Here is a 13,986-nt window from a genome sequence, read left to right as displayed (position 1 = left end):
CCCGCGCCCATGTGCTACTCCGCCCAAATCGAAGCCGACTATCGACGGTTCGTACACGAGTACGGCGCCGTCATGTCGCTCGACGACTTCACGCGGATGGTGATGGAGTACTTCTCCAACCCGAAGATGCGCGTGCCGAGGGCGATGACCACGCATTTCCTCGAATCGCCCGAGACAGAGGAAGAAAAGAAAATCGCCGAGGTCATCCGCGCGCGCATGGCCGCAGACGAAATCGCGCTGCTGCAGGAGCTGGCCAAGCAGACCGACCGGCTGGAGAAAGCCCAGCAATCCCTCGCCGCCAAGGCCACCAAGAAAGCCGCTGAAGACGTCCGCATCGCCACCAACAAGATCGCGGCGGCAAAGGGCAAGCTCGAAGAGCTGAAGAGCACCGAGCTCAAGCCGCGCGACTCGCGCATCTACCCCGGCTGGTACGCGCCCGTGATGGTGATGGAGAACGGCCGGCGGGTCGTCAAACCGATGCGCTACCAGTGCCGCCCCGCCGGCAAACCGGCCTTCTACTACGAGCAGTATCCCGGCACCTACAACGCCCGCCGCGACAACCTGCGCGGCTTCTGGAAAGGCCAATACGGCCACACGCACGGCCTTGTCCTGGTCGACGCGTTCTATGAGAACGTGACCGGGCCAGACGGCAAAAACCTCGTGCTCGAATTCCGCCCCGACCCGCCGCAGACGCTGCTGGTCGCCTGCGTGTGGTCACACTGGCGCGCGACCAAGCCCGGCGAGAAGGATCTGCTGTCGTTCGCCATCATCACCGACGATCCGCCGCCGGAGATTGCGGCAACGGGGCACGACCGCGTACCGATCCCGATCAAGCCGGAGAACATTGATGCCTGGTTGAACCCGGAACCACGCGACCTCGACGCGGTAGATGCAATTCTTGAGGACAAGCTGCGTCTGTATTACGCGCATCGGCTTTCAACGTAACCTCTGTTCTCGGCCGGGAGCGGCCCAGGGGCACTCGGCGCACCCTGCTCGAAACCTGGGCTCTACAATCCATTCACAGATACGTATTGATCAGGAATGTCGAGGGAACGAGAGATGAGCGCGTCCGAGAAGTCCGTCGTTTTCGTGATCTCAGGACGCCGCGCTCTATCGGCCTCGATGACCCATGACGGATGGAATAACGCGTAGGCGGCACAATAACGCAAGACCGTTCCTGTTCCCGTCTCTGATTCGTTCGAGGCGTTGTGGCGGGCTGCTATTGGCCAAATGTGGTTGATGAAGATGCCGGCCGCCTTCTAAGACATGCCCTTGCGATCCCAGGGCGGGTCATCCCCGAACGTCTCGACGAGGTAGTCGACAAACCGACGCACCTTCAACGGAATGCGTCGCGTACTGGGGTAGACCGCGTGAATCGTCAGCTCCGCGGGGCGATAGGCTGGCAGCAGCTCCACAAGCTCGCCGCGCCGGATGTGCCCGCCGAACACGAAGGTCGGGCCGTACGCGATACCGGCTCCCGCAACAGCGGCAGCGAGCAGCATCTGTGTGTTGTTGGCCGCCATCCGGCAAGGTCCGTCGATGACGTGCGCGCGATTCTCGTGGTCGCGTAGTGTCCAATCTCCGGCCGACACGGCCTCGCTGAACACCAGTCGTTGCGCGCTCAGCAATTCTTCCGGCCTGCGGGGCGTTCCGTGGCGCTCGAGATAGGCGGGCGAGGCACACACGACCATTCGGCAGGGGGCGAGCCTGCGCGTCGCAAGCCCAGGCGCCTCCAACCGTCCGATCCGGATCGCCACGTCAACGCCCGCATCGATGAGATCGACATAGCGGTCACCCAGCTGCGCCTCCACAGTGACGTTCGGGTGGTCCTCCATGTAGCGCGCCACGACCTCACCCAGGTGCATCGCGCCGAACGTGACGGGCGCCGCGATGCGCAACACACCACGGGCCGCGCCTTGGGAATCGCTCGCTTCCCGCCTCGCTTCATCGAAGGCTTCGAGAATTCGCTTGCAGCGTTCGTAGTAGGTCTGGCCTGTATCGGTCAGGCTCAAGCGCCGTGTGGTGCGGTGGAGCAGCCGCGCATTCAGATCGGCCTCGATGGCACTCACGTGCTTGCCGGCCATCGCTGCCGACAGCCCAAAGCGGCGCGCCGCCGCGGCCAGACTGCCCTCCTCCACAGCGGCGACGAATACGCCGAGGCTTGTAAGCCGGTCCATGTTGCCCTCCAATTCGATAACAGCATTATCGGCTGAATAGTCGGATCGACAGATTATCAAACGACAAAATCGAATCTACGATGCGTGCATCAACGAACGGACAGGGGCACAAACATGGTGATCGATTCGAACGGCACGCACATTCACGTCAAACAGCGGGGCAACGGCGAGCTGGCCCTGGTGTTCCTGCACTACTACGGTGGCTCGGCGCGAACATGGGATGCGGTAGCAGACGAACTGGCTGACCGGTACAGGATCGTTGCAACCGATCACCGGGGCTGGGGCGACTCCGAGGCGCCCGCCGACCACTACGGCATTGCTGATCTCGCCGCCGACGCCGAAGGCGTTATCGAAGCCCTAGGTCTACGCCGCTATGTTCTGGTCGGTCATTCGATGGGGGGAAAGGTTGCCCAACTGATGGCATCGCGCCGGCCGAACGGCCTGGAAGGTCTCGTACTGGTCGCGCCGTCGCCGCCGTCGCCGATGCTGCTTTCCGACGCCCAGCGGGCGACATTGACGGGCGCCTATCAAACGCGCGAGTCAGTGGAATTCGTGATCGATCACGTGTTGACCGCGAAACCGCTCGACGCCGCTTACCGCGAGCAAGTCATCGAAGACAGTCTGAGGGGCGCGCCGCAGGCCAAATCGGCTTGGCCCGAGCTGGCCATGCGCGAAGACATTACTGCGGCAACAACGTCTATCGACGCACCGACAATCGTCATCTCTGGCGAGCTCGACCAGGTCGATCGCATCGCAACACTCCAGGCAGAACTGTTGCCGCGCATTCCGCATGCGGCGATGCACGTCCTGCCCGGAACGGGACACTTGTCGCCGCTGGAAGCCCCGGCTGAGGTGGCGCGGATCATTGGGCAATTTGTCGCGGCGATCGAAAACAAGTCGGTCGCATGCCGCTCGCCCGATCAGGTTCCGGCCGCTTTCGATGCCGCGTTGAACGCCGGCGATCTCGATGCCGTGCTCGGCTTGTTCAGCAATCAAGCCACGATGCGGATGACGAATGGCGAGGTGGTGCAGGAAAGCCCCGGCAGTTTGCGCGCCGGCCTGGCGCAGTTGCTGCCACTACGCCCGCGTATCCGGAACGAAGTGCGCCGCGTCTTGACGAGCGGCGACATAGCCCTCGTCCTGCTCGACTGGACCCTGAACGTGACGCTACCGGACGGCCGCGATCACGAAGAGCGCGGCACCGCGACGCAAGTGATGGAAAAGGGCCGCGACGGTGGGTGGAGGCTCCGAATCTCCAACCCGGCCGGGTTGAACTGAAGGACTTTGGACGGCTGACGCCCCCTCGCTCCTCCGACGGGGCGCTTGGCATCTGGACTCCGCACCCGTTCCAATCCAACCGCCGGTGGCGTCGCCAAGGCCATCGCGGCTGTCAACGAACAAGGCGGTGCACTCCCGCCTTGTTCCTTACTGGTAGGACAGTGTCACCACCGCGAGCGCTGATTCCGCTCCCGGTGCGCGGGATAAGGTCAAGGTGCCGTTGTTTGCCGCGAGCAAGTTGCCCTTGAAGCCGCCGTATTTGACCAGGACGTCTGCCTTGCCGCCTGCATCACTCACCCGCAGCGGCCTGAGCGACGAGGCTGCGCGGGCCTCCACCGACACATCGACCGGCACCACCCGTACCGCTGTCGAGCGAAAGTCCAACACCACCTGATCGCCGGACACAGAACGACGCGGCTGGACGCCCTCGCTCGCGCCGGTCACCTGCAGTGCAGGCTGCACATGGAACCCGGCCTCGACGATGGCCCCGGTGAAATAGATCACGCCGTCGTGGCTGCCACCTGCGAGCACACTATTCGCTCCGACGGCCGCCGCCAGGGCGACAGCCGTAGCCGTGTAGACCTTCAACATGAGGACCCCCGTTGTGTTGCATCCGGCCGCCTTCAGACGGATCGGCGCAATAGTTTTTTACGATTTTCATCGTCCTCCGAATTCATCTCATTGTGGATTGCGGGCATCCCTGATTGCGGGTCAGATTGAGAAAGCAGCAGGCCCGTGTGTCACAGCGTCGGCCACACCTCCAGCGCCTGCATCAACTGCTTGCCCAGCGGAATGCGCTTGGCCATGTCGCCCTCGCGCGGCATGTCGATGTTCAGCGCGAAGGCATACACGCGCCCGGCACGCTCGACCCAACCGACCCACCAGCCGATCTCCGGCTGATACTCCGTGGCAACGCCCGTCTTGGCATACAGCGCGGCGTCGCCCTGCTGCTCGATCAACAGCATGCGGTGGACCATGTCCCACGTGCGGGGCTTCACCGGCAACTGCTTGAGCGCCACGCGGCTGGCGAAGCGCGCCTCTTCAAGTGCAGAAATCTCCAGCGGGCCACGCAGCCAGAACTGGTCGATCACGCTGCCGAGCTGGCGATTGCCGTAGTCGAACGCATCGACGTAGGCCTGCATGCGCTCGAAACCCACGCGGCGCGCCACTTCCTGGTAGATCGGCACGGCGGATAGGCGAATCGCTTCGGGCAATGCCATGTCGTGCTCCCACTGCTTGAAGGATTGCGGCTTGCCGCCGTAGGGCAGCACTTCCTGGTCGTCGCGCACGGCGCCGGTGTCGAAGGCGATCAGACTATTCGGGATCTTGAACGTGGAGGCCGGATGGAAGCGTCGCGCGGCCCGCGCCGGGTCGACGACATAGGTCCGGTCGGCGCTGATGTCCATCAGCACGAAGGTGCCTGAGACGCCGGCGGCGTCGAACACGCGCTTGAGGTCGTTACGCACGACCAGCTCGGCGCGGGCAGTGGCGGCGCTTGTTGCCAGCATGCAGGCCATCAAGGCGAACGCGAAGGTCTTCGAGCAGCAAGACAGCATGAGACAGCTCCTTTGATGTTGTGGGTGATTGCCGGCGGGCGTCTGCACAGCCAGCGCTGCGCATCGTAGAAGCGGCCCGGCGCTGCGGCCAGCGCACAAGCCTCGCGGCACGTCACGCGCGTAACGCCTGTAACAGGCGGCTTGGCGCACAATGGCGGCCACGCTTGTGTCTTGTCCCCGCTGCCGTATGACGCCATCCACGCTGCCGCCACTTCATGTGGAACTGACCACGCCGCAAACCGTCGACGGCAGGCGTGCACCGTTCCAGAGCCTTTGGCTGCTTGTGCGCCTGGCCTACGCGCATCGGCTATCGCCGGAACAACCGCTGGTGCGTCTGGCCGACCTGCGTGGCGCCGTGTCGGACGCCAGCACGCAGCGCATGATGATCAGCCGCGCCTTTCGCGACTGGCAGAACTGGGGCGTGCAGGCAGGCTGGGGCGAACAGCGCGACCGCGAGCCGCGCTTCCTCAACGCAGACAAGCGCAGCCAGGGCCCGTTCTGGCTCACACCTGAAGACGCCGGGCGCGTGGTCTGCGTTGTGGAAGGGCGCATTGCCGATGACGCCGATGTGCGCGCCTTTCTCGGCATCACCGCGCCGGAAGGCAGCACAGACATCAGCACCGAAGCAAACGCCAGCGCGCTGTCCGGCCCGGCTCCCGGCACGCCCAACCCCGCCTTCTGGCACGCGTTTCTGACTGCGCGCCACGCCATGCGCGAAGGCCGCCTGCTGCATGCGCTGGGCACCGGCACGAGCGCCTCCGACACGGAACGCGGCGGTGCCCTGCTCGCCTTACGTCACGCAGGTGACGCTGCCGACAACGACTTCCAGCGCGCCCTCGTTACCCTGGGCGAGGCAATGGCCGCACGCCGCCTGGGCGACTCGACACGCGCGAGCGCCCTGCTCTCGCAACTGCGCGCGCACCGCCGACAGCGCCATGTGCTGGGCAACGATTACCTCGCCGCCATGGAGCGCATCGTCACGGCATGGTGCGCCTATGACCGCCGCGACCTGGATCTTGCTGCCGGCCTGCTCGCCCGTCTGGCCGACGCCGAGCCCGGCCGCAGCCTGCTGCGCTATCACCCGCAGATCCGCTTCGAGTGGAACAACCTGAGCGCACTCATCGAGCGCGCCCGCCTGCTCTACGCGGAACCCTACAGCATTGCACCGGACGTACGCGTGCAGGCCGCGCAGCGCATCGTCGCGCAGTTCGAAACCGCGCTGGCTGCTGCGCTGGAAAGCCAGGCCTCCGACGCCGTGCAACAAGTTGCCGCCAACCTCGGCATGACGTGCTGGCTGCTGCGCGATGTGCTTGGCAACGCGCAGCATGCCGACGGCACGGTCGATGCCGTCCGCTGGCTGGCCATGAGCGAATGGCAGGCGCTACGCAACGGTGGGCCGCTGCAATCGGCATGGAATGCCATTGCGCTGATGCGCATTGCACGCGCCGACACACACCGCCCGGCCCTCACGTTGACCGACCTGCGCACGCAGGCCGGCCCGTTCTCCGAAGCCTTTGACGCGCGCTACTGGCCGCAGCGCTGGGCCGACGTGGCGGCATTGCGCCTGCGCGAACACGACAGCGGCCGGCATCGCTACGGCCACGTGCAAGTGAGCGGGTTGCTGCTGGAACTGGCGTGGTTTGCCCACGCAGACCGCGATCACGCGACCGCGCGCACGGCGATGGACCGCCTCTCGCAAGCCATGCAAGACCTGGCGCCGTACGACCGCGCGTACTTCGTTCAGGCGCTGAAGCAGCTTGCGCACACGACAGAAACAGCCCCCTAAACGTGTGGCTCACGCACATCGACAGGCGGAAAAATTCGTTGCATCGCTAATGATCCACCGCTAGACTCCCGCCCATGTTCGATCACTGCCTGTACTTCAACACCACCGCGCTGGCGCGCTCCGTCGAACGTGAATGGACGGCAGCGTACGCGCCGTTCGGCCTGACGCCGCCGCAAGGCTTTGTGCTGCGCGTGGTGCTCAAGCGGCCCGGCGTGCTCAACCGCGAACTGGCCGAGGTGCTGGGTATTGCGCGGCCCACCGCCACGCGTCTTGTCGATGGCCTGGTCGCCAAGGGACTGGCGGAGCGCCAGGCATCCGTAGAGGATGGCCGCGAGTGGAATCTCTTCCCCACGGACGCTGCCCGAGCACTGGAAGCCGCGCTGCAGGCTGCCAGTGCCAAGGTGGCGCGGCGCCTGCGGGAGCATGTCGGTGCAAGCGCATTCGATGAGACGGTCCAAGCCATCCGCGACGTTCGGAGCGCGCTGAACACGTAAGACAAACGGGGGCGGTCATGGCCGCCTTTTTGATCGGCAAATAGTTGCATCACTACGGATATCACCTAGGAGCGCCCGCATGACGACCGTTCTCATCACCGGCATCGAGCCATTTGAATCCGACCCGACCAATCCTTCGTGGGACATCGCGCAGGCGCTGGGCGGCACCCAGGTAGATGGCGCGGTCATCGTGGCGCGGCAGTTGCCGTGCGTGTTTGGCCTTGCCAACGAAAAATTGGTGGAAGCGATCGAGGACACATCGCCCGCCCTCGTCTTCGCGCTCGGCTTGGCCACGGGCCGAACAGAGATATCGGTGGAGCGCGTGGCCATCAACGTGATCGATGCACGCATTCCGGACAACGCGGGCAATCAGCCCGTCGATACGCCTGTGGTGGCCGACGGGCCGGCGGCGTATTTCTCCACGCTACCGATCAAGGCGATCGTGCAGACACTGCGCGAGGCCGGCGTGCCGGCGGGCGTGTCGCAAAGTGCCGGCACCTACAACTGCAACCACCTGTTCTACGGCTTGATGCACCACATCGCCACGCGTGCGCCGGACGTGCGCGGCGGCTTCATCCACGTGCCGACCACGCCCGAAATGGCAGCGCGGCATGCGGGCCGGCCGAGCCTGTCGATCGATACGCAAGTCAAAGGGATCCGTCTGGCGGTGCGTACAACGCTGGCCACGCGGGCAGACCTGAAGGTCAGCGGCGGGGCCATCCACTGACACGCGCGCGCCATGGCCGGACCTGACGCAATCAGGCAACGAGCGGCATGAGCAACATCCGCGCTGCCAGCTCCTGCCGGAAGCTTTCGAAGGCCTGCATGGCGGAATCGGCCCCGCGCGCTGTGTTCTGCAAGCGGATGCCGGCGACCTGACGAATGCCCACTGTCGCGAATACATAGCGCAGGTACGGCATGAGGAAATCGGTCTGCGCGTGCGCACCATCGAAGTTGCCGCCGGAGGCGGACAGCACCAGCACCGAGCGATCGGCAAGCGTGCCGACCTTGCCGGTGGGCGTGCGGCGGAACGTGCGCTCGGGCCGCACCACCAGATCGATCCATGCTTTCAGCGCCGAAGGCACCGTGTAGTTGTGCACCGGCGTGGAGATCAGCACGGCATCGGCCGCCTCCAGTTCACCAATCAACGTTTCCGACAGGGCGAGCTGTGCGCGATGCGCTGCGGTGCGCTGGGCGTCGGGCATGAGGCTGGCCTCGACAAAGCCGGCATCGGGATGCGGCAATGGCGTTGCTGCCAGGTCGCGCTCGATCACGCGCAGACCGCCGGAGACTTGCGCCAGCTGCGCAATCACCAGTTGCGCGCCACGCCGACTGTGCGAGCGATCATTGCGCGGGCTCACGGCCACGTGCAGCAGGGTTGTCATCGCGTTGCTCCAGGGTGCGTGTTCATGCCAAACCGCAAGGCGCCTGCGAGCAGCCCGTTGCGGTAGTAGAAGCGATGGCCGAGCACATTGGACAGCGGCGTGTCGAGCACCAGCCTTGCGCAGCCCAGACGCTCGGCTTCGGCCTTGAGATGGTCCATCAGGACGTTGCCGAGGCCACTGCTGCGCAGCTTGGCATCGGTCACCAGATCGTCGACATAGAGGAACGGCCCGTAGACGAGGTTTTCCTGCAACCGATAGCCGGCCAGCGCAACGGGCGCGCCCTCCCGCCAGACGGCGATCAGGCGATAGCCGTCTGCCACCTGCCGACGCCAGCGCGCGGCCAGTTCGTCTGCGTCGGCAAGGTGCGGCCGCAATTGATGCATGAGGGGAAAGCAGGCTCGCAGCGCGGCTTCGTCTTCAATGGGGCGGATGGCGTCCATGGTCATGCACCCTCTGCCGCTGCAGCAGCCGGCACCGGCGGCGCGAAACGCATCGCAACGGCAATACGGTTCCACGCCTGGATGTTGGCGACGGCGGCCGTCAGGAAGGCGACTTCCGTCCGTGAAAAATGTTCGAGCACGGCATCGTATTCGTGGTCTTCCACGCCGTGCCCGGCGGCGCGTGCCAAGGTGGTCAGCGCTTCGGTCCAGCCTAGCGCAGCACGCTCGCGCGGCGTGAAGACGGCCGGCGTATCGCGCCAGACCGCTACCAGGTCGAGCTTGGCAGGCGCTACGCGCAGCTTGCGCGCGAGGTTCAGGTGGAATTGCACGCAAAACGCGCAGCCGTTGATTTGCGAGGCGCGCAGCTTGATCAGCTCGGTCAGCGGCTTTTCCAGCCCCGAGGCGTCCACCGCCTTGCCAAGCGCCTGCAACGCCGGCGCCACGCCGACGGCAGTATCGACAAATTCCGAGTAATCCATGCGCGGGGAAAGATCTTCCATGGCTGGCTCCTGAGAGGGTTCGGGTGGGACGAGTGTTAATATCAGTGTTCGAACATCATATTCGAACTCTTACATCATGAGCAAGCGCGCCCCTGTTGCCACCCAGGAACACGACACATCCGCCAATGCGCCCGCCATTCCAGAGCCCGGCCAAGGCAAGCGCGGCGAGGAAGGTTATCTCGGCTACCTGCTACGCCAAGCCAGCGCCGCGCAGCGGTTGCGCATGGAGCGCGCCATGGCCGACGTGGGCGTCACGCTGCCGCAATTCCTGGTGCTCACGATGCTCCGCGCCTACCCGGGCATCTCGAACGCCGACCTCGCCCGGTTGACCATGCTGACGCCCCAGACGGTGAGCGTGATCGTCACCAACCTGGAGCGCAGCGGCGCCATCACCCGCCGGCCCCACGCCGTGCACGGCCGAATCCAGCACATCGACGTCACACCGGACGGGTCCGCCCTGCTTGCAGCGTGCCGCGAACGCTCGGGCGGCATCGAGCGGGACTTGCTGGAAGGCTTCTCGCCCAAGGAAGAAGAGGTTGTGCGGCGCTGGCTTGTACACGTTGCAAAACTCGGCGGCGGCAAGCCAGGACCGTAGTCCGCGCATCTTTTTTCCTCCGCTCCCGTTTCTGATGTCCTTGACTTCTGGGAGGCCGCCACTATCATGCGATGTATCTTACGATATATCTGATGATCTTCTTCAGGAGAACAGCAATGCGCGGATGGTTCGGACATCACCACAAAATATGGATTGAAAAACACTTCATGATGGGTCGCCACGGTCATGGCGGACACGGTTTCGGACGCGGCATGGGCGGCTTTGGCGGCCCCGGCGGCTACGGGGAAGGGGATGACGAGGGCGGCAGCCCGTGGCGCGGCCGGCGACTCAGCTCTGCTGATCTGCAGCTGGTGCTGCTGGCGCTGCTCAAAGGCACCCCGCGTCACGGCTATGAGCTGATCAAGGCGGTGGAAGAACACTCGCTTGGCTTCTACACGCCAAGCCCGGGCATGGTGTACCCGGCGCTGTCGTATCTGGAAGACCACGGTTTTGCCTCCGTCACCGTCGAAGGCAACAAGAAGCGCTACGGCATCACGCCAGAAGGCGAAACCTGGCTGGCTGAGCGCCAGAACAGCGCCGATGCCATCCTCGCGCAATTACGCGCCATGGGTGAGCGCGTCAAGCGCATGAATGAAGCCATGGCCTTCGACCGCGAAACCGACAACGCCGCCGAATGGACGGACACCGGCCACGACCCGCTGCGCACGGCGCGCTGGCGCTTGAAGTTCGCGCTCATGGAAAAACGCTTCGCCTCGCGCGAAGAACAGCAGCGCGTGGCAGACATCCTGCTACGCGCCCTCAAGGAAATCACCGGCGAGCGGTAAGCGGAACCGGCAGCATCCAGTCCGCCCCGGGTGACGCTTCGTCGCCCGGCCCCTCGCCTCGGTCCGTTTCGCAGCCATCTATGTTTGCCTTCAATCGCACACAAGGTCTCATGTCGCAGCTGCTCAGTACTGTCAAACCCGCCACACGCCGCGTGCGTGTGCGCGCCATCCATACGTTGTCGCCCCGCATGCGCCGCGTGGTCTTTACCGGCGCGGCCGCGACGGATCTCACCGATCTGGCCGAGGCGCCGCCCGGCGCAGCGATCAAGCTGATGTTTCCGCACGAACGCGCGGGCAACGGCCGAACGCTCGGTCGGGCCTACACGATTCGCCGCTATCACGCGGCCCGCGGGGAACTTGAAATCGATTTTGTCGTGCACGACGAGACACCCGCAGCCCAGCATGGCCCTGCCGCACGCTGGCTGGAGCATGCCGCACCCGGCGATGAAGTCGAATTTGCCGGCCCCAAGCGGGGCTTCCGTGCTGACCCCGCCGCGCCTTGGACGCTGCTCATTGGCGACGAAACCGCGTTGCCTGCCATCTTCGCGATTCTGGAAACGCTGCCCGAGCACGCGCAGGTGCTGACCTACATCGCCATCGGCGACGCCCGCGCCCGGCTGCCGCTGGAAGGCGCCTTGGCCACGCACCCGCGCAGCCGCAACATCCATTGGGTGGAAAGCGATACGGCGCACGCCGGCGCCATGATGGTCGGCGCGCTGAGCGCGCAAGCCATGCCGGCCGGCACACCGCAGGTCTTCCTGGCCGGCGAGGCGTCGTTGCTCAAACAGGTTCGCACGCTGCTCGAAGGCGCCTGGGCCGTGCCGCATGACGCCATCGACGCCAAGGGCTACTGGACGGCCGGCCTATCACGCGAAGAGCGCAAGGCGAGCGAGGCGCGCTGATCTTCGCGTCGCGTCAGGTTGCGACTTCTGCCTGGGGTGTCGTGCCCCTCACCCACTCGCGCAACAGGCGCTGCCCGTGCAGCAGCGCCGCGTCCATCGCTTCGCGCGGCGAGCCGAACGTGCACCCGGGCCGCACCGCCTGCGAACCCGACAACGATTGCCCTTCCGCGCCGCGAAACACCACCTCCACGCGTGCCTCCCAGCCGCGCCCGCCGGCGGGCACGACGCGGGGGACGATTTCAACGTCTCCACAGATCTTGTGCACTCGTTCCTCCATCTTCAGCGCCTGAACGGCGCATTGCCAGCAACGTAGCAACGGCCATGCCAATCTGCGCCACCCGTGTGATTTGATCCAGATCAACTCGGGGCGCAGGCATCACCTTTAGATGGCCCGCGGCATGCCGATGCAAAGAAGGACAGCGTGCCTTTCAAGCCCACGCCTCCTTTCGACCATCCGCGCCCACGAAGCGCGGCACCACCATGCGCAAAAACCTGCCGGTCACCGAAGCCGAAACCGCCCTCACCCCGACGGACTACCTCATCTCCCGCACCGATCTCAAAGGTCGCATCGTCTTCGCCAACCCGGCGTTCGTGCGCATCAGCGGGTATTCGCATGAGGAGCTGATGGGTGCGCCGCACAACCTCGTGCGCCACCCTGACATGCCCGAGGCCGCCTTCGCCGATTTGTGGGCCACGCTGCAAGCCGGCAAGGCGTGGCGCGGCTTCGTCAAGAACCGACGCAAGGACGGCGGCTTCTACTGGGTGCTGGCCAACGTAACGCCGGTGTTTCAGAACAACGCGGTGGTCGGCTATACATCGGTGCGCTCGATGGCCACGCCTGCGCAGATCGCGCGCGCGCAACGCGCCTATACCGCCATCAATGAGGGCGACACGTCGTACACCGTGCGCGCGGGCCGCATTCTGCGCACGGGATGGCGGCGCGCCGTCAATCTGTTTCAGATCGACAGCCTGCGCTTCAAGGTGATTGGGCTGCAGACACTGATTGCATCGGCCATCCTGATCGGCACGGTATGGGCGCACATCGCGCTGGAAGCCGCCGATCTGCATGGCGCAGCGTGGCTCGTCTTCAGCCGCGACTGGCTGTGGCTCACCGGCGTGGGTTGCGCCGGGCTGGCTACGATGTCAGGCGTACTGCTTGCACGCACGCTGATCCGGCCATTGGAAGAAGCGGCCACGCTTGCCACGCGACTGGCCGCCGGCGACCTGACCACCGTGGTCGAAGTCCGCTCCAGCGATGAGCTGGGCGAAGTCATGCGTGCCATGGGCACCATGCGCGCAAGCCTCTCGTCGATGGTGCGCGACATCCAGGACGGCGCCGCCAACGTCGCGCACAGCACGCTGCAGATTTCCGCCGGCAACCATGACCTCTCTGCCCGTACCGAGCAGCAGGCTGCCGCACTGGAAGAAACCGCATCGAGCATGGAGGAGCTGACATCGATGGTCGCGCAGAATGCGGAGCACGCCCGCGCCGCCAGCGCCCTTGCCGAGCAGGCCTCCACGATCGCGGCCGACGGCGGTCAGGTCGTGCAGCGCGTCGTGCAAACCATGGACGCCATCCGTGCCGACAGCCAGCGCGTGACCGAGATCATCGCCACCATCGAGAGCATCGCGTTCCAGACCAACATCCTTGCGCTCAACGCCGCGGTCGAAGCCGCCCGCGCGGGCGAAGAAGGCCGGGGCTTTGCGGTCGTCGCCGGCGAGGTGCGCAGTCTCGCCCAACGCAGCGCGCAGGCCGCCGCACAGAGCAAGGAGATCATCCGCGCATCCGATCAGTCCGTGCGCGATGGCGTAGATCTCGTCCACAAGGCGGGCGCCACCATGACGCAGATCGTGCGATCGGTGCAGACCGTCACGCAGCTCATGTCGGAAATCTCGGCCAGCTCGCGCGAGCAGAGCAGCGGCATTGCGCAGATCAACGCGTCGGTTTCACAGCTCGACAGGGTCACGCAGCAGAACGCCACGCTGGTGGAAGAGGCAGCGGCCGCCACCTCGGTGCTGGCGCGCCAATCGGAAGATCTGAAGCACGCCGTGGCGGTGTTCCGCGCGTAGCGTTGCAGCGGGAAGAGC

At 65.3% G+C, this 13,986-nt stretch carries 16 protein-coding genes; 9 read left to right on the top strand and 7 right to left on the bottom strand.

The genetic code is table 11. From position 1 onward, the window contains the following. Nucleotides 1-9 precede the first annotated feature (9 nt). On the top strand, nt 10-945 hold the full coding sequence (locus N5B55_RS17920; RefSeq protein WP_304540814.1) for an SOS response-associated peptidase family protein: 936 nt from the start codon (nt 10-12) through the stop codon (nt 943-945). 314 nt (nt 946-1,259) lie between these two features. On the opposite strand, the gene N5B55_RS17915 is transcribed toward N5B55_RS17920, so the two are convergent. Next, nucleotides 1,260-2,177, bottom strand: coding sequence for a LysR family transcriptional regulator (locus N5B55_RS17915; RefSeq protein ID WP_065854029.1), 918 nt, complete (start codon nt 2,175-2,177; stop codon nt 1,260-1,262). A gap of 114 nt (nt 2,178-2,291) precedes the next feature. Between N5B55_RS17915 and N5B55_RS17910 the strand changes: the two genes are divergently transcribed. Beyond that, the gene (locus tag N5B55_RS17910) at nt 2,292-3,455 is read left to right on the top strand and encodes an alpha/beta fold hydrolase (protein WP_304540811.1); all 1,164 of its coding nucleotides are present in this window, start codon (nt 2,292-2,294) and stop codon (nt 3,453-3,455) included. A gap of 147 nt (nt 3,456-3,602) precedes the next feature. Here N5B55_RS17910 and N5B55_RS17905 read toward each other — a convergent pair whose 3' ends face one another. Next, entirely contained in the window at nt 3,603-4,046 is a 444-nt protein-coding gene (locus N5B55_RS17905; protein ID WP_178961680.1) for a hypothetical protein, read from the bottom strand. Nucleotides 4,047-4,195: 149 nt separating this feature from the next. After that, nucleotides 4,196-5,011, bottom strand: coding sequence for an OXA-60 family carbapenem-hydrolyzing class D beta-lactamase (gene blaOXA / locus N5B55_RS17900; RefSeq protein ID WP_304540809.1), 816 nt, complete (start codon nt 5,009-5,011; stop codon nt 4,196-4,198). 187 nt (nt 5,012-5,198) lie between these two features. Here blaOXA and N5B55_RS17895 point away from each other — a divergent pair, with 187 nt between their 5' ends. The 3 genes from N5B55_RS17895 to pcp all read left to right on the top strand — a co-directional run bounded on the left by N5B55_RS17895 (nt 5,199) and on the right by pcp (nt 8,018). Further along, nucleotides 5,199-6,797 (top strand): hypothetical protein, encoded by a 1,599-nt coding sequence (locus N5B55_RS17895; RefSeq protein ID WP_304540807.1) that lies wholly within the window; start codon nt 5,199-5,201, stop codon nt 6,795-6,797. 74 nt (nt 6,798-6,871) lie between these two features. Further along, a complete protein-coding gene (locus N5B55_RS17890; protein WP_154205587.1) occupies nt 6,872-7,291 on the top strand; it encodes a MarR family winged helix-turn-helix transcriptional regulator in 420 nt (139 codons plus the stop codon). Between the two features lie 79 nt (nt 7,292-7,370). Beyond that, nucleotides 7,371-8,018 (top strand): pyroglutamyl-peptidase I, encoded by a 648-nt coding sequence (gene pcp / locus N5B55_RS17885; protein WP_304540805.1) that lies wholly within the window; start codon nt 7,371-7,373, stop codon nt 8,016-8,018. Between the two features lie 31 nt (nt 8,019-8,049). Here pcp and N5B55_RS17880 read toward each other — a convergent pair whose 3' ends face one another. Genes N5B55_RS17880 through N5B55_RS17870 form a run of 3 tightly spaced genes read right to left on the bottom strand, consistent with a single transcriptional unit; the run spans nt 8,050 to nt 9,616 of the window. Then, nucleotides 8,050-8,676, bottom strand: a complete 627-nt coding sequence (locus tag N5B55_RS17880; protein ID WP_065854016.1) for an FMN-dependent NADH-azoreductase — start codon at nt 8,674-8,676, stop codon at nt 8,050-8,052. Then, complete coding sequence (locus N5B55_RS17875) at nt 8,673-9,122, bottom strand: GNAT family N-acetyltransferase (protein WP_304540803.1); 450 nt, start codon at nt 9,120-9,122, stop codon at nt 8,673-8,675. The genes N5B55_RS17880 and N5B55_RS17875 overlap by 4 nt, the downstream gene beginning before the upstream one ends. Next, nucleotides 9,119-9,616, bottom strand: coding sequence for a carboxymuconolactone decarboxylase family protein (locus N5B55_RS17870; protein ID WP_178961672.1), 498 nt, complete (start codon nt 9,614-9,616; stop codon nt 9,119-9,121). The genes N5B55_RS17875 and N5B55_RS17870 overlap by 4 nt, the downstream gene beginning before the upstream one ends. Before the next feature lie 76 nt (nt 9,617-9,692). Here N5B55_RS17870 and N5B55_RS17865 point away from each other — a divergent pair, with 76 nt between their 5' ends. From N5B55_RS17865 to N5B55_RS17855, 3 genes are all read left to right on the top strand, one after another. Then, entirely contained in the window at nt 9,693-10,211 is a 519-nt protein-coding gene (locus tag N5B55_RS17865) for a MarR family winged helix-turn-helix transcriptional regulator (RefSeq protein ID WP_304540800.1), read from the top strand. A gap of 116 nt (nt 10,212-10,327) precedes the next feature. Further along, entirely contained in the window at nt 10,328-10,996 is a 669-nt protein-coding gene (locus N5B55_RS17860) for a PadR family transcriptional regulator (RefSeq protein WP_304540799.1), read from the top strand. Nucleotides 10,997-11,076: 80 nt separating this feature from the next. After that, on the top strand, nt 11,077-11,898 hold the full coding sequence (locus N5B55_RS17855) for a siderophore-interacting protein (RefSeq protein WP_304540797.1): 822 nt from the start codon (nt 11,077-11,079) through the stop codon (nt 11,896-11,898). 13 nt (nt 11,899-11,911) lie between these two features. Here the strand turns inward: N5B55_RS17855 and N5B55_RS17850 are convergent, their stop codons facing one another. Next, nucleotides 11,912-12,163: a hypothetical protein gene (locus N5B55_RS17850; RefSeq protein WP_175402323.1), complete on the bottom strand. Its 252-nt coding sequence runs from the start codon at nt 12,161-12,163 to the stop codon at nt 11,912-11,914. Between the two features lie 215 nt (nt 12,164-12,378). On the opposite strand from N5B55_RS17850, the gene N5B55_RS17845 reads away from it, so the two are divergent. Next, entirely contained in the window at nt 12,379-13,968 is a 1,590-nt protein-coding gene (locus N5B55_RS17845) for a methyl-accepting chemotaxis protein (RefSeq protein ID WP_304540795.1), read from the top strand. Nucleotides 13,969-13,986: the final 18 nt, after the last annotated feature.

It is taken from the genome of Ralstonia pickettii (assembly GCF_030582395.1).
GTDB classification, from domain to species: Bacteria; Pseudomonadota; Gammaproteobacteria; order Burkholderiales; family Burkholderiaceae; genus Ralstonia; species Ralstonia pickettii_D.
This window is presented reverse-complemented; position numbering and strand designations above follow the sequence as displayed.

What these genes read in the sequence shown, in the direction of transcription:
- N5B55_RS17920 (WP_304540814.1), top strand. Translation starts at nt 10, where the DNA reads ATGTGCTACTCCGCCCAAATCGAAGCCGACTATCGACGGTTCGTACAC.
- N5B55_RS17915 (WP_065854029.1), bottom strand. Translation starts at nt 2,177, where the DNA reads ATGGACCGGCTTACAAGCCTCGGCGTATTCGTCGCCGCTGTGGAGGAG.
- N5B55_RS17910 (WP_304540811.1), top strand. Translation starts at nt 2,292, where the DNA reads ATGGTGATCGATTCGAACGGCACGCACATTCACGTCAAACAGCGGGGC.
- N5B55_RS17905 (WP_178961680.1), bottom strand. Translation starts at nt 4,046, where the DNA reads ATGTTGAAGGTCTACACGGCTACGGCTGTCGCCCTGGCGGCGGCCGTC.
- blaOXA (WP_304540809.1), bottom strand. Translation starts at nt 5,011, where the DNA reads ATGCTGTCTTGCTGCTCGAAGACCTTCGCGTTCGCCTTGATGGCCTGC.
- N5B55_RS17895 (WP_304540807.1), top strand. Translation starts at nt 5,199, where the DNA reads ATGACGCCATCCACGCTGCCGCCACTTCATGTGGAACTGACCACGCCG.
- N5B55_RS17890 (WP_154205587.1), top strand. Translation starts at nt 6,872, where the DNA reads ATGTTCGATCACTGCCTGTACTTCAACACCACCGCGCTGGCGCGCTCC.
- pcp (WP_304540805.1), top strand. Translation starts at nt 7,371, where the DNA reads ATGACGACCGTTCTCATCACCGGCATCGAGCCATTTGAATCCGACCCG.
- N5B55_RS17880 (WP_065854016.1), bottom strand. Translation starts at nt 8,676, where the DNA reads ATGACAACCCTGCTGCACGTGGCCGTGAGCCCGCGCAATGATCGCTCG.
- N5B55_RS17875 (WP_304540803.1), bottom strand. Translation starts at nt 9,122, where the DNA reads ATGACCATGGACGCCATCCGCCCCATTGAAGACGAAGCCGCGCTGCGA.
- N5B55_RS17870 (WP_178961672.1), bottom strand. Translation starts at nt 9,616, where the DNA reads ATGGAAGATCTTTCCCCGCGCATGGATTACTCGGAATTTGTCGATACT.
- N5B55_RS17865 (WP_304540800.1), top strand. Translation starts at nt 9,693, where the DNA reads ATGAGCAAGCGCGCCCCTGTTGCCACCCAGGAACACGACACATCCGCC.
- N5B55_RS17860 (WP_304540799.1), top strand. Translation starts at nt 10,328, where the DNA reads ATGCGCGGATGGTTCGGACATCACCACAAAATATGGATTGAAAAACAC.
- N5B55_RS17855 (WP_304540797.1), top strand. Translation starts at nt 11,077, where the DNA reads ATGTTTGCCTTCAATCGCACACAAGGTCTCATGTCGCAGCTGCTCAGT.
- N5B55_RS17845 (WP_304540795.1), top strand. Translation starts at nt 12,379, where the DNA reads ATGCGCAAAAACCTGCCGGTCACCGAAGCCGAAACCGCCCTCACCCCG.